Source organism: Cupriavidus sp. IDO (genome assembly GCF_000812465.1).
Classification (GTDB): Bacteria; Pseudomonadota; Gammaproteobacteria; order Burkholderiales; family Burkholderiaceae; genus Cupriavidus.
This window is the reverse complement of sequence record NZ_JWMA01000071.1, coordinates 45,755-71,663: the sequence shown is the minus strand read 5'-3', so window position 1 is coordinate 71,663 and position 25,909 is coordinate 45,755. Positions and strand designations below refer to the sequence as shown.

Below are 25,909 nucleotides of genomic sequence, written 5' to 3'. Positions count from 1 at the left end.
ATTTGGTGTCAAGCAAGTGCACCAAAAGGCTGATATCGAAGGAGTTGCGGGTTAGCCTTGATGGGCTACGCATGCGTCGAGACCACGCAACCGGCCGGTTTGCGCGCGCTGTTCTTCTTTCGGCACGATGACGGCTGCTGGTGTGTGTTTCCGCCTGCAGTCGATAGGCCGACGATGAGCGCGACCGCGCTGCTCGACGTTAGTATGTTCGCCGCTTGGGCGTCATGTGAAAAGGCGCGCGCCGACGGCCTCAGAGCAGCGTCTGCACTATCGCAACTCGCATCGCGTACGAAGTGCTGATGCCAGGTCCCGCGCGGAATTGTGTGTAGACGCCGCATTTGCTGCGTGGTCTGTTTCAGCTCTCTGATACGCATCGTAGTCGAACGAGCTTCGGTCGAAGCCCTTCAGGTCACTCCATTTCCGCCGCTTGTCTGCCGGCTTGGCGATAGGTGCTCCCACCTCTTGAAGAATGCGCTCAAGCCCATCGGATACTGCCAGCTGGGCAAGCTCGACTACCCGATACCCCGCAGCTTGATTTTGTAGCAGTCGATGAGTTGCGATCGGAGTTCGGCGCCCGGCAACCTCGGCGTTAGCAGGCGCATTCGCATGGACGGAGCCGCTTATACCTTCAACAGGTTAAGCGACTGGCTTCGCCGCTATTCTCCACAGAGCTTGCAGCGGCTGCATTTCATCCGCTGAGCCCAGGCGCTCGGGTTCACCTTGGACGAGGTCCGCACGCAGGCCGAACACAAGCTCCGGGGGGGGGCGAGGAGCGATTAAGGGATTTGCGGATACTGCGAACCGAATTGCGAAAGCTCACAGGTCAGTGCCGCGCAAATCCTGACCAGGCCTCATGCCCTTTGGTCGATGCACTCTGCGATGCCGGGTGAGTCAGCACATTGCGCGGAAGGCCCCCTAGTTCCGGTCCGCATGCTTAAGCTCCGTGAACCGGGTACCTGTGGAAGCAGGCGCTAGAGCTCATCTTCCATGATTGCCGCCGTTCGGGCACCGGTATCGGAAAATTCACGAGAAGCCAGCAGCTCGCGAGGTATGGCCGCACGGTCGACCGGCGTGAAGCCAAGGCGAGAGAAATAGGCAGCGGCAGATTCAGTTCTGAGGACCAGGAATTCGATGCCACGCAAACGTACGTCGGCCACCAGCGCGGAAAACAATAGAGCGCCCAGGCCTGCCCGTCTTGCCCGTTCCGCCACGGCGACCCCTTGTAGCAGGCCAACCTTGCCGCCAAGTTCTTCGATACCGGCGCACCCAAGGAGGCCAGTCCGGTCCCGGCTGACATGAAATTGCACCGCTTCGCTATGTATTCCGCCAACGGGCAGTGAACACGACCGAAGCAATGCTTCCACATCACGAAGGTCTTGGTCGCATGACGCGGCCTGATAGGGTTACCTGTAAATCCAATGGTAGATGACGAGCGCCTCGGCGTTCCGACTGTTACCCACAAGCCTAGCGCTGGCCAATTCTAGTCATCGTAGTTGTCATGCCAGCGTCGCCATTCGCGTCGATGCTCGCGCCATTCTCGTTCGCGCCAGCGTTGCTCACGCCACGCACGCTCCCGCCACGCACGATGCCGCCAGTCGTCGTAATAATAGCCAGGGGCAACTACCACCGGCGGTGGTTCGACGAATACCGGGGCCGGCTCGTAGTAGGGCTGTGGCGGGACGACAACCGCTGGCCCGGGAATTCCGATGCCGATATCCACGTCCACGCGTGCCTCAGCTACGTAGGGAGTGAGCCCGATAGCCCCGGTCAGAAGCATAAGTGCTGCAACTTTTCGCATGGCTTGCTCCTTCTCTTTCTATGTGCAGTCTAGGCCGGTCCGGCTCGATGGGGCATTAGTCAAATCGCTCGAGTGTTACTTTCTGTAATGCGATGCAGGGCGCTGGCTGTCCCAGCTTAGAGGGGGCGGGCATGAACGCAGGCGAACATCGTCCGCGCGGCGGATAACGTTCAAAAGGACGAAGAGGGTAGAGGCGAGTCCGGTGATCTCGTGATTCATGTTTGCCAGTTGCAGAACTTACGGATTGTCACGACTCGTGGGTCAACTCGGATGTCGACAGTACCGTTTCTTCCGGTAAGCAAGGCGCATTGCCGAGCTGCTAGATATCTCCCAGGAGTTCACGTCATGAAGAAGCTGTTCGCTGCTCTCGCCTCCGCCGCCCTCGTCGGTACCGTTTTCGCGCAGGCTGGTGTGCCAGCTTCCGCGACTCAGCCGCAATCAGGGGCCACGAAAGACCAGGTAAAGGTCGTCAAGGAAAAGAGCGCCTCGCAGGAAAAGGCCGATATGAAGAAGAGTGGCGGCGCGCAGGGCGATGAAGTAAAGGCTCAAGCCACCGCCAATAAGGAGAAGGCTGACATAAAGGCTGATGCCAGTAAGTCAGCCGCCAAGGGCACCCACCACAAGGCGAGCAAGACGAAGGCCAACCATACGGGGGCTGGTATGGCGAAGTCTGAAGCAAAGAATGATTCCGACAAGGCGAAGGCCAAGGCGGATGTGGCGAAGCCCGAGGCGCAGCCCGAAGCCGCGAAGGCCGCAGCCAGCGTGGACAAGACGAAGAAGCAATAAGCTGCTCCCATTGGGCGAACCGAGGGGGCGTTGCCAGGGCGAAGGCCGCTGCAACGTAGCCTGAGTGCAGGAGCTTTGCGGAGAGCGCAGGTTAGCTGGAAAGCCAGCCTGGCCTCTCCGCGTTTGTTCAAGATGAGGGAAGCGCCATGAAAGCCTTTGTCGCATTGCTAATTGCCGCATCTACGCTGCTCGGCGGTTGCGTCGTGGTGCCGTATGGTGGCGGGTACTATGATGGTGGATACTACGGTCCGTACGGATACTACGGACACCATCGACACCACGGTGAGAACTACTAAGGCAGAGAGAGCGGCAACAATGCCGCGCTGCGATATGCGCCAAACTATCGCGGCTTCCATGTCTACGAACCAACCGGCACCGCAAAGTGGCTCTGGCGGGAGTGCGGTGCTGTGAACAGCGTCAGCAATGTATCGATGCCTTGCGTGACCAAGCAGCGGCGGCGTTGCGCGCAATTGCAGGTGCGGCGCCTGGGCAAGGCGTATAAGCGTTATAGCTCAAATGCGAGCCGAGGACTCAGTAGAAGTCCCTGCTCCTTGTAGAGAGCCTTCCAAGCAGAGGGGAGAGGTCGACCAAGTGTTGGGCGATGAGATGCCGAACCTCGCCCTCGCACTGCCATTTCCGATAGACGCCGACCAGTGTCGCGCCCAGTACTTCGCGGCGCTGCCTCTCCAGGACCGATGGCCACACGATGACGTTGATTGGCCCCGTCTCGTCCCCCAGCGTCATGAAGACGACGCCCTTGGCCGTGCCGGGGCGTTGGCGAACCGTAACGATGCCGCAGCCTCGCGCCAGCTGCCCATTTTTATATGTCGCCAACGTAGTTGCAGGGACAAATCGCTTTGCCGCCAGTTGCGGACGCAGCAGCGCAAGTGGGTGACGGTTCAGGGTCAGCCCCATCGACCGGTAATCCCCAACAACTTCCTCCCCCCTCGGACGGTGCCTTGAGTCGCGGCGCGTCTTCCGCAAGGCCTGCCGGACGCAATAAGTCCTTGTCCGGAACGGCTCCGATGGCGTGCCATAGTGCTCCGCGCCGGTTTCCGGCTAGGGATGCCAGAGCATTCCCAGCCGCGAGGACCTGGACGTCATGCCGGTCAAGCGACGCCCGTCGAGCCAGGTCCGGCACACTATGAAACGGACGTACTGCCCGGGCCTCCTCAATCCGCAGTGCAGATTCATGCCGCATTCTGCGAAGCGGCGAGAGCCCCAGCCTCACCGCCGCCTGTTCAGATTCCTTGGCCTCCAGGGCGGGGTCCCAATTACTGATGCTCACGTCCACCGGCCGCACCTCGACTTGGTGGCGCTTCCCATCCCTGAACCAGTAGGGGCTTCTGCAACAACCAGAGCTTCGAAGCGGTAAGGCTTAGCGCCTCCAAACTCCTATGGCAAAGTGCCGTCCGTCGGAAAGCCAGCTTCCAGCCACGCCTTCTCGAATTCAGGGGCCCTGCCGTAGTTTGGGCGCTCTGTCCGCCCTTGAGGCTCCGCTCTCCGCTTGCCTGTATGGAGGCCTGCCCTGGCATCTATAACGGACCCCCACCAAACGCCGAAGCAAACCTAGAATCTTGAATAAGTGCAGTGCAAGAGGAAGTCTTTATCTTCTGGAAGCGAACAGGGTTTATTCTCCAGCGCAGCCGTGCCCTATCGGTTCATAGCGTCATTGGCTCAGGCCTCAGTTCTTCTCTGTCACACCCTACAGAGCCGTTCTGCTGCTCCCACACCATGTTCCAGCGCCTGACCACCGTCGTGCGTTCGGTCTGGCCGTATGGCCCATTCGAGAAATCCAGATTGCGGCCCGGGGCCGTTATCCCGCACTCTAGCTCCCGAGTGAAAAACAGACCGGCGTGATACGCACGCGGCGACAGGGAGACGGTGATGAAGCGCATGCAGGCTCGGAAGGCTATTACTGCGGGTATGAAGTGGATGACGTGCGGGGCGATAGGCCTGGCACTTTCAGCGGGGGCGATGGCTGCGGACGTGTTTCCGTCGAAGTCCGTCACGCTGGTTGTCCCGTTCTCGGCAGGCGGCCCGACGGATGTGGTCTCGCGAGCACTTGCGCAGGCCATGTCTAAGGACCTTGGGCAGAGCGTCATTGTGGAGAACCGCCTCGGTGCCGGCGGGACCGTCGCGGCAGCCTATGTGGCTCGGGCGCAGCCGGACGGCTATACCATCCTGATTCACCACAATGGAATGGCGACTGCGCCGGCTTTGTACAAGAAGCTTTCCTACAACCCGTTGAAAGACTTCGAGTACATCGGCCAAGTCGCCGACGTGCCCATGACGCTGCTCGGTCGCAAGGACCTGCCTGCTGCGACGGCATCGGACTTGGTCAAGTACGTATCGCAAAACAAGGACAAGGTTTCCTTGGCAAATGCCGGCTTGGGCGCGGTGTCCCAATTGTGCGGCTTGCTGTTCGAAGAGGCGGTGCATGTCAAGATGAACTCCATTCCCTATCAGGGAACGGGGCCCGCTCTGACCGCATTGCTCGGCGGTCAGGTGGACCTGCTGTGTGACCAGACTACATCGACTCTGCCGCATATCAATGCGAATCGCGTGAAACTCTATGGCGTCACCACGCCGAAGCGAATCAAGGCGCTTCCTAATGCGCCAACGCTTCAGGAGGGCGGCCTGAAAGGTTTTGAGATGAAGGTATGGCACGGGGTGTATGCACCGAAAGGTACGCCGCCCGCAGTGACCGCTCGCCTGACCAAGGCTCTGCAACAGGCTTTGAAGGACCCGATGGTCGCCAAGCGGCTGGACGAACTGGGCGCGGAGATTGTGCCAGTAGACAAGCAGACGCCGGAAGGGCTGAAGACTTGGCTCAAAACGGAAAGCGATAAATGGCAACCGTTGCTGAAGACGATGAAGGTGGAAGCGGACTAAGGTTTGCGGAACCTCCGGCGTGGGAGCAGTTGGATGTTCTCGCATGTGGTAGCCCGGCCTTCAGTCGCTACACACACGCTGCCCTGCCGCTGCAGCGCGGCGTGCGTGGCTTTACGTTCGCAAGCGCTGCGTCGCATTTGACCCCGCGTGTCATAGCTCTGGGGTTGGGGCGAACAACCGGAGTCACAGCGTGACTTCCACCGGGCGCCTTCGGCAGCCGATACGGGCCTCAAAGCAGCTTCTGTCCGATGTACTGCGGGACTTTGCATCTTGGCCGACCCAAGGGCCCCGACTAGTCGACGAGTTCGAGTGCGTCATCTCGGTTCTGCTCGCAATATTCTGTGCACATGTCGCGGAGGCGAGGAACATTGGGTGGGCGGCTTTCAGCGGATACGTGGTAATGCGGTCCCATGCTCGGGAAAGCTTTCGGCGGGGAGTGCTGCGTGTCATCGGGACATCTGCAGGAGCCGCTGCTGCCTGGGCTAGTGCTGGAGTGCTTGGCTCAATGTTCCGGCTGTCCGTGGCGCTGGCCTGCGTTGGAGCGGTGACGCTCTATCTGGCGCTAGTTAGCCGGCGCAGCTACGCCTGGCTCTTCACCGGCCTCACTTTTGTCATGGTCCTTGTGGACGGCATGGAGCATCCGGGCGAGTCGCTGACTGCCTTGGCGTGGTCGCGCTTCATCGAGGTCTTCATTGGAACTGCGGCTTGTGTGTTCGTTAGCGCGATATCCACCGCAACTGTCAGGCGTGCCCTTGCGGCGACGCAGTCCAAGGCTGGCAAGGCTGCCATCGTCCCGAGAGGAGGCTGGTGGCATGCGGACGCCATTGTCCATGCAGTGCAGGGCGGTCTCGCACTTGCTCTAATTCCCCTTGCATGGCAGTACTTGCATATTGAGGGGCTCAGCCAGTCTGGTGTAACCATCATGGCGGTAATGATGGTGCCGCTGGCAAGCCTGACATCGCGCGCCAATCAGACTACGAGAAAGCTCGCGCACCGATTCGCCGGATGCGCGGCTGGAGGTCTGCTGGCATCAGGAATCCTCGTTGCCAGTCATCAACTGCCAATCGTGATGGTGTTGGGAATCTGTACAGGGGTGATAGTCGGCCGCCATGTCGAGAACGGCAATCTGGGCATCGGGTACGTAGGAACGCAGTTCGCGCTTGCGTTCCTGGTGGTCCTCGTGCCGGATAGTTACGCGAATCCGGACTTGGCGGTGGGTCTCACGAGACTCGTCGGGGTGCTGTTCGGCATGCTTCTGCTTGAGCCGGTGCGCTGGCTATTCCGGGCATGCGCACGACAGTCCTTGCGCTGGCCTTCCTCGGGTTAGCACTTCGGTACCAGTCCCAGGCATGCCACCTCTTGATGGCAGCAGCGTAATTTTCTATTTCACCGTTCCTACGTTTGCTGGCTACCATCGTCTCAAAGGGTGTCGATGCGCAATGCTCCACCCAAACATAACTATCTGGAAGAGACATGAAACGCTTGCTCGCTCAAGTGGGAATTGGTGCGCTCATTTCGCTCAGCGCGCAAGCCCAGGCTGCTGCCTATCCTGACCACCCCGTCCGCCTGGTTGTTGGCTTCGCCGCCGGCGGGAGCACCGACTTGGTTGCGCGCATTGTGGCGAACAAGCTTGGGGCCTTGCTCGGACAGCCGGTAGTGGTGGAGAACAAAGCGGGTGCGGGTGGCACCATCGCGACGGATGTGGTCGCGAAGAGCCCAGCAGACGGCTACACTCTATTGCTCGGGACCAGCTCCCATGCCATCAACGCCACGCTGTACAAGAGGCTGCCGTATGACCCCGTCAATGCACTCGTGCCCGTTTCCATTGTCGCGGCGGTCCCAATGGTGCTTGCAGTCAATCCTTCGGTCAAGGCGAACACGGCGAAGGAACTCGTTGATGACATCAGGAAGAATCCCGGTAAGTACAGCTACGGCTCCGCGGGGAAGGGGAGCGCCCTACACATGGCCGTAGAGCTGCTGGAATACCAGGAGCATTTGAGTATTACCCATGTACCGTTCCGTGGCGCTAGTCAGGCGATTCAGTCCGTGATTTCGGGCGACATCCAGCTCATAACCGACGCTGTGTCAACGGCTGCGCCGATGGTTCAGTCTGGTCGCTTGAAGGCGCTTGCCGTGACGACTTCCACGCGGTCCAGCGCGCTGCCGAACGTGCCTACGATGAAAGAAGCGGGCTACCCGAACTATGAAACTTCCCTCTGGAACATGGCGATGGTGCCGCGAGGCACGCCAGCTCCAGTTGTGGAGAAGTTGAGCGCTGCCTTGCAGTCGGCCGTCAAGGACCCTGAGGTACGTCAGCGCATGGAGAGGATAGGCGTGCAGCCGATTGTAGATTCCAATGCGGACAAGGCGGCCAAGTTTGTTCAGGCGGAGACGCGTCGGTGGGCCGAGGTCATCAAGGCTGCGAACATCGAGCTTGACTGACCTGTCACCGCCGAGTTGTCAGGCACTCACCCATGACGCACCTGGCCACGCCCCATCAAGTACGAGTCGCTGCATCAGCGCTACCAGCTCTGCAGAAGCGAAGCTTGCCGCGGGCGTCTGCCGGCGAGTAGTGGAGCGCGCGAGCACGATGCGGCGGGAGAGGTTGGGCGAGACGACTGGCGCGCCCGCAAGGATGCCACTCTCCATCTCCTCGGAGACCGCGGAGCTTGGTAGCACGGTGTAGCCAAAGCCTTTGGCGACCAGGTTCTTCTGGACATTTAGGGAATTGGTTTCCACTGCAATCGTAGGGGTGATGCCTGCGACAGCACAAGCATGCTCAACCACGCTGCGAAGTCCATGCGGTGCATTCGGTAAAACGAGTGGCAGGTCCCGGAAACTTTCCACAGTTTGTGGCGCGCCTTGCGAGAGGCTGCCAGGTGGGCCAACCAGATAAAGCTGCTCATCGAGCAATGCTTGAACCTGCAGGGCCGCTGAGCCCTTGGTGTCGTAGAGCAGTGCGACTTCCACGTCGCCTGCCTCGAGCCATTGCAGCAGGTTTCCTGCATAGCCGACATTGATGCGGACCACCAATTGTGGGTGCTTGGCTTTCACCGTGGCAACGAGCTCTGCTGCCAACAGTTCGCACGTACTCGGGAGGAGTCCGATAACAGCGGTACCTGAAATTTGACCCGTTGCGGGCTGAATCTCAGCCTTCGCACGGTCAATTTCCTGGAGGGCTCGTCTGCCGTAGTCGACAAGCGTTCGCCCGGCCTCGGTGAGGACCATGCCGTGGCGCTCACGCTCGAAGAGCTCGACCCCGAGTTCTTCCTCGAGAAGTCGCACGTGTCTCGAAACGGCCGGCTGCACGATTCGCAAAAGCTCGGCGGCTTTGGTGGCGCTCCCCGTCTCGGCGATAGCCAGAAGGGCGCGAAGCTGCTTGATATCCATATGACTCCAGAGGCGCTTTATTGGTATTCAACTTTGTGATTGCGGGCATCAATTAATTGTATTTCAGCATGCTTCCTAAACAAATCTATGATAGCAAACGTTGTCCCCCCTTTCCTAACTTGCGACTATGACGACAAACAACTCTGAGCCTCTTGCCTGGCAAGAGGACATCTTCCTGGCCCTCAAACAAAACGGCGTTCAACAGGTCGCCTATGTGCCCGACGCCGGCCATTCTCACGTCATCAAGCGGGCGAAGGCCGACCCGGAAATCCGCGACGTGGTGCTGACCACGGAAGAGGAAGGCGTGGGCGTTGTCAGCGGTGCTTGGCTGGGCGGCCAACGCGCCGTGCTGCTGATGCAGAGCAGCGGTGTCGGCAACTGCGTGAACATGTTCTCGCTGCTGGAGAGCTGCAAGTTCCCGTTCTTCACGCTGGTGACCATGCGCGGCGAGTACGCCGAGTTCAATCCTTGGCAGAACCCAATGGGTCTGGCCACTCAGCAGGCACTGGAGTTGATGGGCATCACGGCCTATCGCGTGAATTCGCCGGACGAGGCCGCTGAACTGGTCGACGCCGGCTTGGTTTCCGCTTTTGACGCAGGCAACCGCGTTGCCGTTCTCCTGTCCCAGAGCCTCATCGGCCGCAAAAAATGGATGCGCTGAACATGACTACCTCGACCACCAAGGCAGGCATCGACCGCCGCAAGTTTGTTGCTGAACTGCTCAAGCAGTTTCCTGACGCACTCGTCGTGACGGGCCTTGGCTCGCCCTCGTACGACGTCTTCGCTGCTGGCGACCGCCCCAGCAATTTCTACCTGTGGGGCGCGATGGGCGGCTCCACCTCGCTGGCGCTTGGCCTCGCCATCGCTCAGCCCGAGAAGACTGTTATCGCCATTACTGGTGACGGCGAGCAGTTGATGGGCATCGGAAGCCTGGCGACCGCGGCGGCGCAGAAGCCGAAGAACCTGAACATCGTGATTCTCGATAACGGCCACTTTGGTGAGACCGGCATGCAGCAAAGCCACACCAGTCTGGGCACCAATCTCGCCCAGGTGGCAAAGGCCGTCGGCGTGCCGACGACGCTGGAGATTTCGGACATCGATGAGCTGGGCAAGCTCACGCAAGAAATCAAGAAGGCTGAGGGCATGACCGTGGCGCAAGTCTATACCTCGACCGAGGAGCCGCAACGCGCGTTGCCGCCGCGTGATGGCACGTTCGTCAAGAGCCGTTTCCGCCAGCATCTCGGCTTCGCACCCTTCTAGTCTGCCAACGAACTCGGACAGCATTGCGCCATGAAGCAGTATCAAATGTTCATCAACGGGACCTTCGTGAATGCGAGCGAGGGTCGCTGGTTTGAAACCCAGAACCCCTATACAGGGCAGGCCTGGGCCGAAGTGGCTCGCGGCACCGAGGCGGATGTTGACCGCGCCGTCCAGGCGGCCGACAAGGCGTTCCGTTCCGGCCCGTGGGCGGAGATGACTGCTACGCAGCGCGGCGCACTGCTGCGCAAGCTCGGCGACCTGATTGCCAGGGACGCCGAGCGGCTGGCCGAGTTCGAGGTGCATGACAACGGCAAGCTTCTGGCGGAAATGGGCGCGCAGCTGAGGTACCTGCCGCAGTGGTTCTATTACTTCGGTGGCCTGGCCGACAAGATTGAAGGTTCGGTCATTCCCCTGGACAAGAAGGGCTACTTCAACTACACGCGACGCGAGCCATTGGGAGTGGTGGCGGCTATCACGCCGTGGAACTCGCCGCTGATGCTGCTGGCGTGGAAAATCGCGCCGGCCCTGGCAACGGGTTGCACCGTCGTTGTGAAGCCGTCCGAATTCACGTCAGTGTCGGCACTGGAGCTTGCGCTTCTGTTCGAGGAAGCGGGTTTTCCCGCAGGCGTCTTTAATGTGGTGACGGGGTATGGCGCAGAGGTAGGCTCGCCGCTCGTGACGCATCCCTTGGTCAAGAAGGTGACCTTCACGGGTTCCGATGCCACCGGGCGCATCATCAACCAGCAGTGCGCGGCGCAGTTCAAGCACGTGAGCCTGGAGTTGGGTGGCAAGTCGCCGAACATCGTCTTCAATGACGCGAAGCTGGATGATGCCGTCAATGGTGCTGTCTCGGGCATCTTCGCCGCCAGCGGGCAGACCTGTATCGCCGGCTCCCGGCTGTTGCTGCAGGAGGACATCCACGATGTCTTCGTCGAGAAGCTGCTGGCACTGGCCGGCACCGCAAAGCTTGGCGACCCGATGAACGCTTCTACCCAGGTGGGACCTATCACGACTCCCGCGCAGTACGAGAAAGTGCTGTCCTACATCAAGATTGCCCAGGATGAAGGGGCGCAGCTGCTGCTGGGCGGCAAGCCGGCGGCTTGCGGCAAGGGATGGTTTGTCGAGCCGACCATTTTCTCAAATGTCTCGCCGAAGATGCGCATCGCGCAAGAGGAGGTCTTCGGGCCGGTCCTGTCCATCCTGAAGTTCAAGGACGAAGACGAAGCCATTGCGATTGCCAATGACAGTTGCTATGGGCTTGGCGCCGGCGTGTGGACCTCCGACATCGGTCGAGCTTTCCGGATGTCGGAAAGGATTCAGGCGGGCACGGTCTGGGTGAACACCTATCGCGCCGTCAGCTTCATGTCGCCTTTTGGTGGTTACAAGGATTCTGGCCTTGGCCGGGAGAATGGCATCGCCGCCATAGAGTCGTATTTGCAGACGAAGAGTGTGTGGATTAACACCGGTGCCGCGACTGGCAATCCATTCACCATTCGTTGATACGGCAGTCGCTGCATATGACATGTCTTCACAGGAAAGCTTAGCGCCCTGGAGCGTGTGGTCGGAGCCTACCTGGACCATCTGCCGGACCCGGTGGCAGCTGCACAGTTCTAGGCCGGGAAACGAGCAAGCTCTCCCGGTCAGGCGCGACCTTCTGAAAGCGCGTTGTTCGGGCTACCGCCCGCTGCTTGCGCAACGTCGATGAGTTCGTCGATGAGTGCCTTCGCGCAGCCAGGAAGGCCTTCCAGCTCTCGCACTATCACCACACGCTCGCGTATTGCCCAGGGTTCGCGCAATTCAATGATTTCAATCTTCATTGTCTGGCGGTGACGCAGTGCGGCGGACAGCGGAACAACGCCGATGCCGACGCCGGCTTCAATCATCCGGCACATGGCTTCAAAGCTCCGAATCTGGATGCGAATCTGGAGCTTGCGCCTCTGGTCACGTACGAGTTCGGTAAGAAAGGCATGCAGTGTGCTGCCTTCGTGCAGGCTCACATGCTCATAGTCGAGGGTGTCAGCGAAGGAGACCTCTTTCTTTTGGGTCAGGGGATGGCCGACCGGTGTCGCCAATACGAGCTTATCCGTGCTGAAATGTATGACCTCCAGCCCTTCCGAATTCAACGGGCCAGAGATGATGCCGAGGTCAGCGCTGCCATCCAATACCCCGCGGATGATGTCCCGTGTCAGACGCTCCTGAAGGTCCACGGTAACCGCAGGACGTTCCGACATGAAGCGGGCCAGAACCTCCGGCATGAACTCCGTGACGGCGGTCGTGTTCGCGAAGATGCGGATATGGCCAACCGTGTCCTTGGAAAACTCCTCGAAATCACTGCGCACGTGCTCGAACTGCCGTTCGATGACGCGTGTATGCCGCAAGAGGCGCTCCCCGGCAGGTGTGAGGGCGAGGCCCTTGCTTTCCCGATAGAAGAGGCGGGTACCCAGTTGGTCCTCAAGGGCTTTGAGCCGTGCGCTGGCCGCGGCAGGCGACAAAAATGCCTTTCTCGCCCCGCGGGACAGGTTCTCTTCCTCGGCTATGCGTGCAAAAAGCCTGAGGTCGCCAAAGTCAAAATGCATATGCGCTCCTTCCCTCCAACTGTATCAAGGCATCACATATGCCGCAAACGGGGCCACGCAAAGCTGGCCCCGCAATTAATGCTTTCGATGCAGACGAATGGCCGTTTCGAGAAAACGAGATTTACCAACGACTCCGGCGCTGAGAGACTTTCTGCCAGGCGGGCCAATCGCCCCGGATTGCGATGATGTACTTATGACCTGCAACCGATGCCTTGCGTGTCGCGGCAACAGCCGATCCCGCACGGCGTTGCCGACAGAACCACAGTCGTTTGTTTCTGCATTGGCAGTTCGAACGCAATCCCTCTCGAAAAGGCTGCTATGCGTCCCCTCGATGGCATTACCGTAGTTTCCCTGGAGCATGCAATCGCTGCGCCGTTCTGTACCCGCCAACTGGCGGACCTGGGCGCGCGAGTCATCAAGATCGAGCGGCCCAGGGTCGGCGACTTCGCTCGCGGCTATGACGAAAGAGTGGACGGCCTCTCCTCGCACTTCGCGTGGACCAACCGCTCGAAGGAGAGCCTCGCCCTGGACCTGAAACACCAGGAGGCGCCGGCCATTCTCCAGAAGATTCTGGACAAGGCTGACGTGCTGGTACAGAACCTTGCGCCGGGCGCCGCCGAGCGGCTCGGCCTGTCCTACGAAGCGCTCTCACAGCGCTATCCCGGCGTCATTGTCTGTGACATCTCCGGATACGGCAACGACGGGCCGTACCGGGACAAGAAGGCCTATGACCTGCTCATACAGGCTGAGTCCGGATTCGTCTCCATCACGGGCACGCCGGAGAGCCCGTCCAAGGCAGGATGCTCGATTGCGGATATCGCGGCCGGGATGTACGCGTACACCAACATTCTGGCGGCGCTGTTGCAGCGCGGGAAAACGGGCAAGGGTGCCCACATCGATGTATCGATGCTGGAAAGCATGGTCGAGTGGATGAGCTATCCCCTCTACTACGCCTTTGAGGGCGCAACGCCGCCGGCGCGAGCGGGAGCCTCTCACGCGACCATCTTTCCCTACGGTCCGTTCACGGCCGGTGACGGCAAGACCATCATCCTCGGACTGCAAAACGAACGCGAGTGGGACGCCTTCTGCAGGGTCGTCCTGGAGCGGCCCCAACTCTCGAGGGACGAGCGCTTCGTCACGAACTCCTTGCGGGCCAGGAGCCGCGTGGAGCTGACGCAAATCATCAGGGACGTCTTCTCCTCCCTGACCATTGACGAAGTGGTCGCGCGTCTGGAGCGCGCCCAGATTGCCAATGCCCGCATGAACGATATGCAGGATGTCTGGAATCACCCGCAACTCAAGGCACGTGAGCGGTGGACCTCGGTCCGGTCTCCCGTTGGCGAAATTCCGGCACTGCTGCCACCAGGCATGCCGAATGCCTGTGAGCCGCGCATGGACCCCATCCCGGCCCTCGGTGAACACAGCGAAAGCATCCTGCACGAGCTGGGCTACACCGGCGACGATGTCTCGCGGCTACGCACGGAAGGCGCTATTTGATCCGCCGGCTGAACGACGCCGTTCCATTTCAAGAACGCCCATGACAACCACTGCTATCACTCGCTCCTACCTCTTCGTGCCGGCAAATCGACCAGAGCGCTTCGCCAAGGCACACGCGTCCGGCGCTGACCACGTCATTCTGGACCTGGAGGACGCTGTCTCTGAAAGCGACAAGGACCGAGCCAGGCATCTGCTGGTGGACTACCTGGCTGCCGGCGGCACCGGACTGGTACGCATCAACGCAACGCAGACGCGCTGGTTCGAGGATGACGTGCGCTCATGCCTCAGGCCGGGCGTGCAGGGCGTCGTGCTGCCGAAGGCGGAGAGTGCGGCACAAATCGCGCAGGTTGCCCGGCACCTGCCACCAGGGGGCAAGGTGCTACCGCTGATTGAGACGGCCGTGGGCATGACAAACGTTTCGGAGATTGCAACAGCGCCCGGCGTCGAACGCCTGATTTTCGGCACTGTGGATTTCCGCACGGAGCTCGGCATCGAGGGCGACGACCAGGAGTTGCTTTTCTTTCGCTCCATGCTCGTGCTCGCCTCCCGGACCGCGGGCATTGCTTCGCCCGTAGACGGGGTGACGGTTTCCATTTCCGATCTTGACGAACTGCGCAAAGCCAGCGCGCGTGGCCGTCGGCTGGGATTCGGCGCAAAGCTCTGCATCCATCCTGCACAGGTGGAGGAGGTAAACAAGGCGTATCGCCCGTCCGACGCTCAGCTTGCGTGGGCGGAGAGGGTCATTGAGGCCGCAAGGCCGGGCGCCGGAGCGTTCCAGCTGGATGGCGAGATGGTAGACGCTCCGGTGATTGCACGTGCTGCCGACCTGCTGAGGCAGGCGGGCCGGATGTCCTCGTGACATGCGCACGAGCGTTTCCGGATAGCCTGGAACCCATCTCACCATGAGGAAGGGCTCCCCTCCTTCATGGTGAGATGGGTTCTAAAAGCTGTCTTCCCGCAGACGCGAAACCGTCTGGAGGGAGACGCCAAACCAGTCGTAGAACGATGCTTCCAGGTCTCGCCCGTCCGCCCAACCCACGCGCGCCTTCAGGTCAGCCACTGAGAGACTGCACTGCATTGACTCGAACAGCGCCCTCATCAATCGTTGCGTCCGGCATATCTGGGTAAAGGCAGCCCCCTGCTTGAACAGGGCGGTGCGGATTCTGTCCGGCGTCGTATCAAGGGCGTCTGCCATCAGCCTTGCGTTCCACGCCTCCTGCGGGTGGTGGAACACTGTCCCCGAAATGAGCTCGCGCAGGTATTGGACCCTGGATGCCGTTCCCCCAACGACCTTCACGACGGAGCGTGGGTCGCGGACGTCAATGGCGGCATCGTCGAGTTCGAGATAGCAGGCGCCGGGGCAGAAGAGGCCACCTGTCAGCTGCAGGTCGATGGACTCGAAAGCAGGAATGCTGATGGTGTGACCTTCGTGCAGTTTGCGTGCAAAGCCGCGCCTGGTCAGTGTGTGCTGTCCCCGGAATGAGGCAATCCGCATGGGGAAGGCTGGGATGAGCCGATAAAGGGACACTCGGGTGCGGCAACGAATCTGGACTTGCATGGAAGCAGCTCAACGCTCTGTCATGTCGGCATGCTGGCCGCACTTTTGTCCACCGTAAATCCGTTTCTTCCGAACGCTGCGTTCGGGTATCCGGGAAGGGCACGTGCTTTCCGTCCAGGCGAATGGCTCGTTCCGAACTTTCGAATTGGAAGCTGCTCATGCTCCGTGCATAGTGGAGGCCAGGCAATCAGACCAGAGAGACATGATGGATGTTGGGAAGTTGAAAGAATGGATTGGGAAGACGACCGAAAGCCAGGACGAGATCACCGCATATCCCGTCAAGGCGCTCGCAGCAACCCTGGACTATGAAGACCCGGCGCCTGTTCTCGGCGACGCCATCGCGCCGCTCTGGCACTGGCTCTATTTCCTGCCGCTGCACCGACAATCCGAGCTCGGTGCGGATGGCCATGCGAGCCGCGGTGGCTTTCTTCCCCCGGTGCCACTGCCTCGCCGCATGTGGGCTGGCGGCCGTCTTTGGTTCCATCAGCCGCTGCGCATGGGCGATGCTGCCTCCAAGGTGTCGACCATCCTGGATGTCAACGCAAAGACCGGTCGCAGCGGCACGCTCGCCTTTGTGACGGTCGAGCACAAGTACTACGGCTCGGACGGGCTGGCGGTTACCGAAGAGCACGACATCGTCTACCGGGAGAGCGCTTCTCCCAACGCGCCTGCACCGGAGCTGGTTCCGGCGCCCCAGGACGAAGAGTGGGCTCACGAGGTGGTACCCGACCCCGTCATGTTGTTCCGCTTCTCCGCGCTGACCTTCAATGGCCATCGCATCCACTACGACAAGCAGTACGTGACCGCGGTCGAGCATTACCCGGACCTGATTGTTCACGGCCCGCTGCAGGCGGTGCTTCTGCTGGAGCTGGTGCGCAAGAACTTGCCCGATGCGGTGGTCAAGAGCTTCTCGTTCCGGGGAGTCCGGCCGACATTCGTGCCCCAGCGCCTCTTTGTCTGCGGCAAGCGCAGTGAGGACGGCAAGTCCGTCGAGCTGTGGATTCGTCATGAAGACGGTGCCCTTGCGATGAGCGCGTCAGCTGAGCTGAACTAACCCCAAGATTTTGGAGACATGCTGTGCTGAACAGAATTGACGAACATCAGGAAATCCGTGAAGCCATCCGCGATTTGTGCGGTCAGTTCTCATCGGAGTACTTTCGAAAGATTGACGAAGTGCGTGGTTACCCGGAGGAGTTCGTCAATGCGCTGACGGCAGCCGGTTGGCTGGCTGCCCTGATTCCTGAGGAGTACGGCGGCTCCGGCCTGGGCCTGACGCAAGCGTCGGTCATCATGGAGGAAATCAACCGTGCCGGCGGCAATTCGGGTGCCTGCCATGGCCAGATGTACAACATGGGGACGCTGCTGCGTCACGGGTCGGCCGAGCAGAAGAAGCAGTATCTGCCGAAGATTGCAAGCGGGGAACTGCGCCTGCAATCCATGGCTGTCACGGAGCCGACGACCGGCACTGACACGACAAAAATCAAGACCACCGCGGTGCGCAAGGGCGACAAGTATGTCGTCAATGGCCAGAAGGTCTGGATTTCGCGTGTCCAGCACTCGGACCTGATGATTCTCCTGGCACGGACCACGCCCCTGGCCGAGTGTCAGAAGAAGTCGGAAGGCATGTCCATCTTCCTGGTCGACCTGCGCGAAGCCATTGGGAAGGGCCTGACGGTCCAGCCCATCATCAACATGGTCAATCATGAGACCAATGAACTGTTCTTCGACAACCTGGAGATTCCGGCGGAGAACCTCATCGGCGAGGAAGGCAAGGGATTCAAGTACATTCTCGACGGGCTCAATGCCGAGCGCACCCTGATTGCCGCCGAGTGCATTGGCGACGGCTACTGGTTCATCGATAAGGTGACCAAGTACGTCAACGAGCGCATTGTGTTCGGCCGGCCTATCGGTCAAAACCAGGGCGTGCAGTTCCCCATTGCCAAGGCCTTCGTGAATGTGGAGGCTGCAAGCCTCATGCGTTTCAAGGCCGCCAAGCTGTTCGACGCACATCAGCCTTGCGGCGCCGAAGCCAACATGGCGAAGCTGCTGGCTGCTGACGCGTCCTGGGAAGCGGCGAACGCGTGCCTGCAATACCACGGTGGTTTTGGCTTCGCAGCGGAGTACGACGTCGAGCGCAAGTTCCGTGAAACCCGTCTTTACCAGGTGGCACCGATTTCGACGAACCTGATTCTCTCCTACGTTGGCGAGCACATCCTGGGCATGCCGCGCTCGTTCTAATCCAAAGCGTGTCTATGACCCTTTCCGACCCGCAGTAGGGCGGGTCGACTTTCTCAGCTCGGACCGCTGCGAGCACAGCCATTTATCGCATTGTTAATGCGATTTTGGTTGGGCGGCGTGGATTCCGGAAGACCATAGGAGAAAATTTCCAGCCGAATGGTTGGTGTCGCGAGGTCATTCGCCGCACTCCGGGCCTCGTACGCAATTCGCCGGGTGGTATGCAATTCCTCGATACGAGCATCAGAAAATGCTATTTCATCGCGAGCTAGTCGAGCGAGTAGCATTGAAGTGATACGCAAACGCTCTAGCGTCGAAGAAGAAAAGTGCTACTCAGGTACAGAACGCTATAGAGCAAAGATGCGATGGCATCCCAGCCACGCATTCCAGGAGACAAGGATGTTGCATAAAGAGGTCGGCCAAACGACGGCCGTCGGGGCCCCGCTTTCCCCTTACACTTCACTTTCAAGCCGAGTCAAAGGAATCATTGGCGCCTGCTCTGGCAATCTCGTGGAGTGGTTCGATTTTTTCATTTACGCCTACACGTCGATTTACTTCGCGTCGTCATTCTTCCCCTCGGGGAGTCAGTTGAGTCAGCTTCTGGCGACTGCAGGCGTTTTCGCTGTAGGTTTCTTTATGCGGCCGCTTGGCGGCTGGATTTTCGGCTGGATTGCGGACACACGCGGCCGCAAGGTCTCCATGATTATTTCGGTCTTCATGATGTGCTTCGGCTCATTGATGATTGCAGTCCTACCGAGCTACGGAGCTATCGGTGTCGCAGCGCCAGTTCTCCTCGTGGTTGCACGGCTTATCCAAGGTCTGTCCGTGGGTGCAGAGTATGGTACCGGTGCGACTTACCTGAGTGAAGCCGCGATTGCGGGACGCCGGGGCCTGTTCGGCTCTTTTCAGTACTTCACCATCATTGCCGGCCAGTTGCTTGCCCTACTCACGGTCGTGATTCTGCAGCACACGCTGTCCAACGCCGAACTAAAGGAATGGGGGTGGCGCATTCCCTTCTTCATTGGTGCAGTCAGCTCCGTCGTCGTTGTGTATTTGCGTAGGGCGATGGTAGAGACCCTTTCGAAGCATGATATGAAAAGGAAAGAAGCCGGCTCCATCTCCGGCCTGCTCCATCACAAGCGGGCGGTCCTTCTCGTTCTCGCTTTCACTGCCGGCGGTTCGCTCTACTTCTATACGTTCACTACGTACATGCAGAAGTTTCTGGTTGTGTCGGTCGGAATGAGCCCTGAGGTGGTAAGCGTAGTCATGACCGCATCGCTCATCTGCTTCATGTTGTGCCAACCAATCTTCGGTCTGGTGGCGGACAAGCTCGGAATCAAGACTCACATGCTGCTTTTCTCTGGGCTGGCCGCATTGCTGGTGGTGCCGATTCTATTCGCACTGAAGTCAGTGACGAGCCCGTACGCAGCGTTCGGATTTGTTGTGTCGGGCTTGCTCATCGCATCCTTCTACACGCCGATTGCGGGGCTGGTGAAGGCTGACCTGTTCCCGGCCACTGTTCGTGCGCTTGGTGTCGGCCTGCCTTACGCTCTTGCCAATGCATTGTTTGGCGGTACAGCGGAGTACGCTGCCCTCGCAATGCGCGCCGCACACATGGAGTCGTACTTCTTCTACTATGTTGCGGTGCTGTCCGCAATCACATTCCTCGCCTCGGCGTTGATGCCGGACCTCGCGAAGTATGGCTACCTCGATGGGACAGGAGAGGTTGAAGCGAACACTGGGCTAAGAAGGGTCTAGCCGCAGAGAGTTGGTGTCTCCCCACCAGGCGTAGACGTTTCGGGAGTTTGGTGGACTATGGGGGCTCGTGAGACCTCCCCTTTTTTCTTCGCAATACGCGACCTCGGAAACCCGTCGTTACACCACGGGCGAGTTCGAATGCCCCGTGCCTACGCCTCGCCGAGCAGGGAAGCTGGTGTGGTCTGGAGAATGCCACCTTCCGGGAATTGGTCGGAGTGATGGTATGAGCGGTTCTTACCCATCGCTCAAGCCATACGGCCAACTTCGCCGGTTGGCCGTTGGCGTTGGGCGAACTCACAGGGCTCGCGGAACTGCTGTATGGGCGGGGGCCACCTAGGAGGAGCGAGTCGGCCGTGCTCCTCATCAGGTTTGAGGAATCAATCCTCGCCGTCGACCTGGCAAAGTATCCTGTGTGCCAAACGCAGGTGAGGACGGTCAATCATCGTGTCGCCCAGGCGTACAACGCCTGAGGCCCCCACACGGGAGAATGCCTCCACCACTTTACGTGCCCAGGCCACTTCTTCCTCTCTAGGGACAAATGCACGGTTGATTGCCGCGATGTGCGATGGGTGCCCCGCCGCTTTAGCAGCAAAGCCGTCGCGCCGCGCTCGCGCTGCCTCTTCTTCAATCTGTACTTCATCGCCAAGCTTCGTGCTCACAGCGTCAATCGCGTCGACGCCAGCCTGCGCGGCTGCAAGCAGGCACATAGTGCGCGCCACCGAGAAGGGGGAGGTTAACTCGCGTCCAGCGTGCGCGGAGAATGCGCCAAGGTCAGCAGCGAGGTCATCAACACCCCACATCAGCGCACGCAAACGCATCGGTGCATTTCGGTAGGACGCGAGGCCGAATACTCCCTCCGATGTCTCTGTTGCCATGGCGATAATTCCAGTTTGCTGCGTACTACCAAGCAGGGCGTGTTCGTAAGCGGATAAAAAATCACTCAGCCGATGCACGTCGTCGGCGTTACGGCACTTTGGCAGGACAATTGCATCCGGTCGGTGTGGCACTATGGCCGCAAGGTCGTCCAATAGGTGCGTCGTAGAGAGTCCATTGATACGGACACAGACTAATGGCGACATTGCCTCCCGGTGAGCTTCCAGGAATTGAACGAGTAGCTTTCTTGCGTCAGCCTTGCCTACTTCCGGGACAGCATCCTCAAGGTCGAAGATGAGTGCGTCCGCGCCGGACCGCAATGAGGCCGCGAGCTTCCTTTTGCTATCTGAAGGAACGAAGAGGAGCGAGCGCAGGGTTGTGGGGATGAAAGCATTCATATTCGTTCCTAGTCGGGAAGAAAACTACCTGTCGACAGCGTAAGCGCGACAGGCGTCTCCGGAGGCAACTTTATCGTCAGTGCCATATCAGTAAGATGCCATCGCAACCATGCACGGTCAAACTGGTATTCTGGAACGCCCCATTAGGCGGTATGGAATGCGAGCAGTCGTGTCCCCTCACTGCGCGCGGAATTGACCTACATATGGCCTACCTCGCTGGGGTTTTTTTCGCGCTTCAAACGCTATTGGAAATAGAAGGGGGAGGTGACCATGGTGCCGTATCGCGGTACCGGACCGGCGCTACAGGACCTGCTTGCTGGACAAGTCGACCTGCTATGTGACCAACCAGTGGCGACCGGCCCCTACATCAAGAGCGGAATGTTGAAGCCCTATGCCCTGGCGGCAGCCTCGCGTCTACCGAGCCTGCCAGATGTCCCCACGTTCGCCGAGGCGGGTTGTCAAACTTCGAGCTCGAGGTTTGGCACGGTCTCTACGCGCCGAAGGGTACGCCGCCGGCAGTCATTGAAAGATTGAACCAACCCTTGCGATTCGCGCTTTCTGACCAGGCCGTATTGCGGCGGTTTGCCCAGATAGGGGTCACAGTTCCGACCGCCGAGCGGCAAGATGCACCGACGCTCGGGGCGCACCAAGGCAGAAATCGCACGTTGACCCCGGTCATTAAGGCGGCAGGCGTCTACGCCGAGTAGCGCAGCTTGGACAGGACCGGAGGTTCCGGCCTACTCAGAGAGTGGGGCGTCCACAAGAACACCGGTCCTCAGTCGACGGATGCGCGGGTCGACAAAGTACCCTCCACCCTCCACGTAGCGCAAATACGCGCGTTTGCATACGTTGCACTCCGAGACGGTGCAGCGGTTGTACGGATAGTAGAGGGCGGCAATCGGTGCTTCGGCTGACCAGAGACTCGTGCCCTGAGGGTGATACTCCTCAAAGGTCGCCTCGGTGTAGACGTCGCGAACCAGGGTGCCAATGACGCTAAGCTGTCGCTCTGGGAAGGAGACGGGCAAAGAAGTCCAACCATCAAGCTCAGGGGCGCTACACGCACAGTCGACAGTTACGGCATCGGTGCGGCGGGCGAGAGCTTGCAGGGCGTCAAACTGCAGGTAGGTTTCGTTTTCCACGGGACATTGCATGATAGGACAGACTTCTCAAAGCCAACCGTCGCATCATACAGCCGCAGCGGATATCAACACAGTGCTCTCTGCCCTGGCTGCCCACTGCGAAGCAGAATGTGGTCCGGAACGATGGTCAGCAATGAGACCGTTCGCCAACGCCGGTGATACGTCACGCAACAATACGCCAATGGCGAGCGTGGCCGTCGCGTCCGGACTGGCCTGATGCAAGCCACTGCGACCTCTAGCGAAAATCATACTCGCGTAGCATTTCAGTTGCGATTACCCTGATGGTGGGCTGGCACACTGAGCTCACGCCGCGGAAGGTGTCAATGGCCCAGTTTTCCCTGCAGTTCGCCTGGGAATCGACACGACGCGGGAGCGGAATTTCGCTGCGGGGCAAGCCAATGCGCAGCCTATCCTGCGGACAATCCACGCGCGGCAAAGCCTCAGGCTCGTTGAGGCAGATCAATTCCCTTTAGAGGGCATCGTCTAGCCTGTGAATAACGGGCGACTCAGCCCAATGGCAAGGGGAATGACATCATGCTGAAGAATCGCTACCCATCCCTATTTGTGGCGCTCGCCGCCATCGTCTGGACACCGCTGGCGCTTTCGGCACAGCCGGCCAATGGCCCTGCCACCAGGAGCAGCCATGCTCCGGAACGGCCGGACGAGCCGGCAGTATCCCCAGGAAGCCCGGAGCTGGACGCACAGATTGCCCATTTGCGTGCAATTCGGGAACGACTCTCACGGGCCAATAGCCCGGAAGAACGTCAGGCGCTCATGGCCGAACGGGCAAAGGTTATGCAGGAGGCCATGGCAACCATGCACAAGACTGCCGGAATGCCCGGGCCGTATCAGGGCGCGGGACGCGCGGGTATGGGGGGCAGAGTGGCGGCCGCCCAGGCTGGCAATTGCTATCGCGCGACGGAGCAGCACATGGCCCTGATGCAGGAAATGATGCAAGCGATGATGGAGAGCCAGGCCATGGGCGGCGGAATGGGGCATGGCATGGGCAAGGTGACGGGAGGCGGCATGATGAGCCGCTGATTCGCGCCATGGGAAGTGCAGCAAAGGACGGTGCTCGCGGCCGTCCTTTGCATGCTGGTTGATCGGGAACAAGCAGACGCTGGCAGGTGGTGAGCGCGCGGAGCGGTTCCGAGGCGATCAGAGCCAATCAGACCAGCAGGCGAGGTGCATCTGGCCACCAAAGCCTTCGCGCGGCCGTTCCGTGTTTAGGAACAGTGACGCCCTCTATGATGGTCTTGCCATCATAGACAGCGACGACTCGATAGCGGCCTGGGGTCAGCCTGACCAGCATAAGTGGTCCATCGGCGTACGTATTGAAAACCAGAGTGCCATTGGGGCGGTAGATCCGTGCATTTACCCCCGCAAGCCGTGCTCTCTCACGGCCGGCGAACGCCAGGCAGAGGTTGTAGAACCTCGCCGCATCGCGCAAGGTCGCGGTTTCCTGCAGATCCGTGCCGGCGCTGAGGTAAGAGATGCCGTTGGCATATTTGACCACAGGTGTGACGGGCACCACGGGGCCGCCGTGAGGGACCAGTGACTGCCCCGTGCGCTGTTGCCAGATGCCGCCGCAGGCTCCCAGGTCGATCATGCTGCGCTGATGCGAGGCAATACCCTGGCGCGCGCCTGCCGGTCGACCGCCATGCTCGACATCCCACGGTCGCGTACTGCCTGTCTGGGCGCTCAGTACGAACCCCGATGCCGGACGCACAGCCTCCGGTTCCCGGGCGATGGCCGCCGCGCAGACAACTAGCAGAGTGCCCATGCAGGGCATGGCAATAAGCAGACGCTTCATGTGTAGCCTACCCATCATTCCAGGATGCAGATGACGCCTCATGCCTGACTGAGGCAGCTGCCCCGTTGCTGCGGTCCGGAGAGCCGGACAGCCATCGTCGACAATGTCCCATTCTGTAGCCTAGATGCCAGGGCGCCGGAGCGCTTGACGTGCATCAAGCGGGCGCCCATTCGTCACGAGATGAAGTCGCTCGCTGGTACGACGTGAGTGCGTTCTGCCGCCGTCAGCGGCTGCTGGGCGCGCAACTGGCGCTCCAGGACGGCGATATCGGCGTCTGACGGATCGTGCCCCTCCCGTGCACGCGTCTCGATACGGCTACGCAGGATTTCCAGCGGGGCTGCGCAGGAGACAATAAAAAGTGGCGCGCCGAGACGACGTGCCTGCGCTGCGAAGCGCTCGCGCTGGTTGCGCGACAGGAATGCGGCGTCGGCAATCATGGGGAAGCCCGCCATGCAACCAAGCCGGCAGATGGCAAGGAGCCGATTGTAGGTCCGCTCCGTCTCGCGGTCGCTGTACCAGCCGTCAGCCGGTGGCATGCCCTGGCGCAGGCGCTTGCGTTCGACGTCCGAGCGTACCCGTATCATGGCTGCGGCCTCGCTCAGCTGTGCAGCTACCGTAGACTTGCCGCTGCCAGACAGCCCATGCATCAGCACCATCGGCCCGCGACGGCGGGTGAGGCACCGCCATGCCAGCGCCAGCAGTCTGCCTGCCTCGACCTGCGTCAGCGCCATGGAGGCGCCCGCAGCGTGCTGTTGCCAGGCGTGCTCCAGCAGCACACGCGCGCGCACCAGGGCTCGCATGGAAAGATAGAAGGGCAACACGGCCAGCGCGCCGTAGTCGCCCGATTGCTCCAGGTAGCCGTTGAGCAGCCGGTAGGCCAGCGCCCGTCGGCCATGGTGCAGCAGGTCCATGATCGGGAAAGCCAGGTCGCTGATGGTGTCGGTCCAGCGCAGCGCGGCGTCGAATTCCAGGCAGTCGAACGGCGTCGGCACGCCGTCCAGCAGCACGATGTTGCCCAGGTGCAGGTCGCCATGGCACTCGCGCACATGGCCGTTGCGCAGGCGTGCCCCGAAAGCGCCCGCGAGCCGGGCGGCCTCGCAGCGCACCCGCATGGCCACGCGGCTGGCCAGGTGGGAGGCCTGCGCCAGCCGCCCGATGCCGCCCAGGCACTCCGCAAGGATCGCGTCGATGCGGGCCGGCGTGCCAAAGCCATCGGCCACGGCCGCAGGTGGCTGCTCCTGGTGAAAGGCCGCAATGCTCCGCGCCAGCGCATCGATATGGCCCGGCTGCAGCCGGGCCGCAGCGAGCCTTGCGCTGAGCAGGTCCTGCTGGTCGAAGCGACGCATCCTGACCGCATGCTCGATCGGCATGCCGCTGCCCCCGACGCGCACCGAGCCGGGCGTGGGGCCTGCCACGACCGGCACCACGTCCAGGTACAGGGTGGGTGCGAACCGGCGGTTCAGGCGCAGCTCGGTCTCACAGTCGTCGCGGCGTGCCTGCGCGGTGGAGAAGTCCACAAAGTCGAACCGCACCGGCTTGCGCACTTTGTAGGCAAAGTCCCCGGCGAGAAAGACTCGGGAGATATGCGTCTCGATGACCTGTACTGCCGGCGCCGGGCGAGGGTAGGCGTCCGGCTGCTGCAAGGCGGCGGTCAATGCCGCGTCATCCCATTGTTTCTCCATTTCCTTCGCTGCACTTCCCGCCTTCCGTCGTGGTTGTACGGTTCGATGTCCTTTGCACCTTGGTGCGGCTGGCGCTCCCTGAGCCGTTCATGGACTTTATGCACGGCCGCTTCCACGGACTTGCGCTCCGGCGGCTTCAGATCGACCTGCCGTTTTCCTGGCGGTATGTGGTCTACGCGGCCATCATGTTTGCTGTCAGATTTTTCGCCGCCCGGGGGCGTGCTTCGCGTGGCTCCGCAATAAGCTGAATA

24 protein-coding genes and 1 pseudogene are annotated in these 25,909 nt (G+C 60.6%); 15 read left to right on the top strand and 10 right to left on the bottom strand.

Annotated elements, in window-relative coordinates:
• Positions 1 to 971 precede the first annotated feature (971 nt).
• On the bottom strand, positions 972 to 1,307 hold the full coding sequence (locus RM96_RS21050) for a GNAT family N-acetyltransferase (protein WP_238587348.1): 336 nt from the start codon (positions 1,305 to 1,307) through the stop codon (positions 972 to 974).
• A gap of 173 nt (positions 1,308 to 1,480) precedes the next feature.
• Entirely contained in the window at positions 1,481 to 1,798 is a 318-nt protein-coding gene (locus tag RM96_RS37375; RefSeq protein ID WP_082016632.1) for a hypothetical protein, read from the bottom strand.
• Positions 1,799 to 2,143: 345 nt separating this feature from the next.
• On the opposite strand from RM96_RS37375, the gene RM96_RS21045 reads away from it, so the two are divergent.
• Positions 2,144 to 2,584, top strand: coding sequence for a hypothetical protein (locus RM96_RS21045; RefSeq protein WP_039013397.1), 441 nt, complete (start codon positions 2,144 to 2,146; stop codon positions 2,582 to 2,584).
• A 531-nt stretch (positions 2,585 to 3,115) separates the two neighbouring features.
• Here RM96_RS21045 and RM96_RS37370 read toward each other — a convergent pair.
• Positions 3,116 to 3,914 (bottom strand): annotated as a pseudogene (locus RM96_RS37370) (helix-hairpin-helix domain-containing protein); the annotation flags it as partial.
• A 566-nt stretch (positions 3,915 to 4,480) separates the two neighbouring features.
• On the opposite strand from RM96_RS37370, the gene RM96_RS21035 reads away from it, so the two are divergent.
• From RM96_RS21035 to RM96_RS21025, 3 genes are all read left to right on the top strand, one after another.
• Positions 4,481 to 5,479 (top strand): tripartite tricarboxylate transporter substrate-binding protein, encoded by a 999-nt coding sequence (locus tag RM96_RS21035; RefSeq protein ID WP_039013418.1) that lies wholly within the window; start codon positions 4,481 to 4,483, stop codon positions 5,477 to 5,479.
• 190 nt (positions 5,480 to 5,669) lie between these two features.
• Positions 5,670 to 6,806: an FUSC family protein gene (locus RM96_RS21030; protein ID WP_202966750.1), complete on the top strand. Its 1,137-nt coding sequence runs from the start codon at positions 5,670 to 5,672 to the stop codon at positions 6,804 to 6,806.
• 146 nt (positions 6,807 to 6,952) lie between these two features.
• A complete protein-coding gene (locus RM96_RS21025) occupies positions 6,953 to 7,921 on the top strand; it encodes a Bug family tripartite tricarboxylate transporter substrate binding protein (RefSeq protein WP_039013395.1) in 969 nt (322 codons plus the stop codon).
• Positions 7,922 to 7,939: 18 nt separating this feature from the next.
• Here RM96_RS21025 and RM96_RS21020 read toward each other — a convergent pair whose 3' ends face one another.
• A complete protein-coding gene (locus RM96_RS21020) occupies positions 7,940 to 8,869 on the bottom strand; it encodes a LysR family transcriptional regulator (protein ID WP_039013394.1) in 930 nt (309 codons plus the stop codon).
• Positions 8,870 to 8,996: 127 nt separating this feature from the next.
• Between RM96_RS21020 and RM96_RS21015 the strand changes: the two genes are divergently transcribed.
• The 3 genes from RM96_RS21015 to RM96_RS21005 are packed head-to-tail and all read left to right on the top strand — an operon-like array spanning position 8,997 to position 11,629.
• Entirely contained in the window at positions 8,997 to 9,530 is a 534-nt protein-coding gene (locus RM96_RS21015) for a thiamine pyrophosphate-binding protein (RefSeq protein WP_039013391.1), read from the top strand.
• 2 nt (positions 9,531 to 9,532) lie between these two features.
• Entirely contained in the window at positions 9,533 to 10,129 is a 597-nt protein-coding gene (locus RM96_RS21010) for a thiamine pyrophosphate-dependent enzyme (protein ID WP_039013416.1), read from the top strand.
• Positions 10,130 to 10,159: 30 nt separating this feature from the next.
• Positions 10,160 to 11,629, top strand: a complete 1,470-nt coding sequence (locus tag RM96_RS21005; RefSeq protein WP_039013389.1) for an aldehyde dehydrogenase — start codon at positions 10,160 to 10,162, stop codon at positions 11,627 to 11,629.
• A 140-nt stretch (positions 11,630 to 11,769) separates the two neighbouring features.
• On the opposite strand, the gene RM96_RS21000 is transcribed toward RM96_RS21005, so the two are convergent.
• Positions 11,770 to 12,705 (bottom strand): LysR family transcriptional regulator, encoded by a 936-nt coding sequence (locus RM96_RS21000; protein ID WP_039013388.1) that lies wholly within the window; start codon positions 12,703 to 12,705, stop codon positions 11,770 to 11,772.
• A gap of 318 nt (positions 12,706 to 13,023) precedes the next feature.
• Here RM96_RS21000 and RM96_RS20995 point away from each other — a divergent pair, with 318 nt between their 5' ends.
• Together RM96_RS20995 and RM96_RS20990 are read left to right on the top strand one after the other, a co-directional pair.
• Positions 13,024 to 14,202, top strand: coding sequence for a CaiB/BaiF CoA transferase family protein (locus tag RM96_RS20995; RefSeq protein WP_039013387.1), 1,179 nt, complete (start codon positions 13,024 to 13,026; stop codon positions 14,200 to 14,202).
• A gap of 40 nt (positions 14,203 to 14,242) precedes the next feature.
• Entirely contained in the window at positions 14,243 to 15,061 is an 819-nt protein-coding gene (locus tag RM96_RS20990; protein ID WP_039013384.1) for an HpcH/HpaI aldolase/citrate lyase family protein, read from the top strand.
• An 81-nt stretch (positions 15,062 to 15,142) separates the two neighbouring features.
• Here the strand turns inward: RM96_RS20990 and RM96_RS36405 are convergent, their stop codons facing one another.
• A complete protein-coding gene (locus RM96_RS36405; protein WP_052279628.1) occupies positions 15,143 to 15,760 on the bottom strand; it encodes a hypothetical protein in 618 nt (205 codons plus the stop codon).
• A 205-nt stretch (positions 15,761 to 15,965) separates the two neighbouring features.
• On the opposite strand from RM96_RS36405, the gene RM96_RS20980 reads away from it, so the two are divergent.
• The 3 genes from RM96_RS20980 (at position 15,966) to RM96_RS20970 (ending at position 19,753) form a co-directional block, all read left to right on the top strand.
• Positions 15,966 to 16,814, top strand: coding sequence for an FAS1-like dehydratase domain-containing protein (locus RM96_RS20980; protein WP_039013413.1), 849 nt, complete (start codon positions 15,966 to 15,968; stop codon positions 16,812 to 16,814).
• Positions 16,815 to 16,837: 23 nt separating this feature from the next.
• Positions 16,838 to 17,998 (top strand): acyl-CoA dehydrogenase family protein, encoded by a 1,161-nt coding sequence (locus RM96_RS20975; protein ID WP_443112268.1) that lies wholly within the window; start codon positions 16,838 to 16,840, stop codon positions 17,996 to 17,998.
• A gap of 396 nt (positions 17,999 to 18,394) precedes the next feature.
• Positions 18,395 to 19,753 (top strand): MFS family transporter, encoded by a 1,359-nt coding sequence (locus RM96_RS20970; RefSeq protein ID WP_082016631.1) that lies wholly within the window; start codon positions 18,395 to 18,397, stop codon positions 19,751 to 19,753.
• 377 nt (positions 19,754 to 20,130) lie between these two features.
• On the opposite strand, the gene RM96_RS20965 is transcribed toward RM96_RS20970, so the two are convergent.
• The gene (locus RM96_RS20965) at positions 20,131 to 21,024 is read right to left on the bottom strand and encodes an HpcH/HpaI aldolase/citrate lyase family protein (protein ID WP_052279627.1); all 894 of its coding nucleotides are present in this window, start codon (positions 21,022 to 21,024) and stop codon (positions 20,131 to 20,133) included.
• A gap of 270 nt (positions 21,025 to 21,294) precedes the next feature.
• On the opposite strand from RM96_RS20965, the gene RM96_RS40100 reads away from it, so the two are divergent.
• Both RM96_RS40100 and RM96_RS40095 read left to right on the top strand, forming a co-directional pair.
• On the top strand, positions 21,295 to 21,558 hold the full coding sequence (locus tag RM96_RS40100; protein ID WP_238587346.1) for a tripartite tricarboxylate transporter substrate-binding protein: 264 nt from the start codon (positions 21,295 to 21,297) through the stop codon (positions 21,556 to 21,558).
• Complete coding sequence (locus RM96_RS40095) at positions 21,480 to 21,731, top strand: tripartite tricarboxylate transporter substrate-binding protein (protein WP_238587345.1); 252 nt, start codon at positions 21,480 to 21,482, stop codon at positions 21,729 to 21,731. Before RM96_RS40100 ends, RM96_RS40095 begins: the two co-directional genes overlap by 79 nt.
• 30 nt (positions 21,732 to 21,761) lie before the next feature.
• Here the strand turns inward: RM96_RS40095 and RM96_RS20960 are convergent, their stop codons facing one another.
• A complete protein-coding gene (locus tag RM96_RS20960; protein WP_238587344.1) occupies positions 21,762 to 22,163 on the bottom strand; it encodes a hypothetical protein in 402 nt (133 codons plus the stop codon).
• 534 nt (positions 22,164 to 22,697) lie between these two features.
• Between RM96_RS20960 and RM96_RS36570 the strand changes: the two genes are divergently transcribed.
• Positions 22,698 to 23,204 (top strand): hypothetical protein, encoded by a 507-nt coding sequence (locus RM96_RS36570; RefSeq protein ID WP_039013381.1) that lies wholly within the window; start codon positions 22,698 to 22,700, stop codon positions 23,202 to 23,204.
• A 127-nt stretch (positions 23,205 to 23,331) separates the two neighbouring features.
• Here the strand turns inward: RM96_RS36570 and RM96_RS36395 are convergent, their stop codons facing one another.
• A complete protein-coding gene (locus RM96_RS36395) occupies positions 23,332 to 23,976 on the bottom strand; it encodes a hypothetical protein (RefSeq protein ID WP_152624168.1) in 645 nt (214 codons plus the stop codon).
• 173 nt (positions 23,977 to 24,149) lie between these two features.
• Positions 24,150 to 25,658 carry a bifunctional aminoglycoside phosphotransferase/ATP-binding protein gene (locus RM96_RS20945; RefSeq protein ID WP_039013378.1) on the bottom strand — a complete coding sequence of 503 codons (1,509 nt, stop codon included), beginning with the start codon at positions 25,656 to 25,658 and terminating at the stop codon, positions 24,150 to 24,152.
• Positions 25,659 to 25,909: the final 251 nt, after the last annotated feature.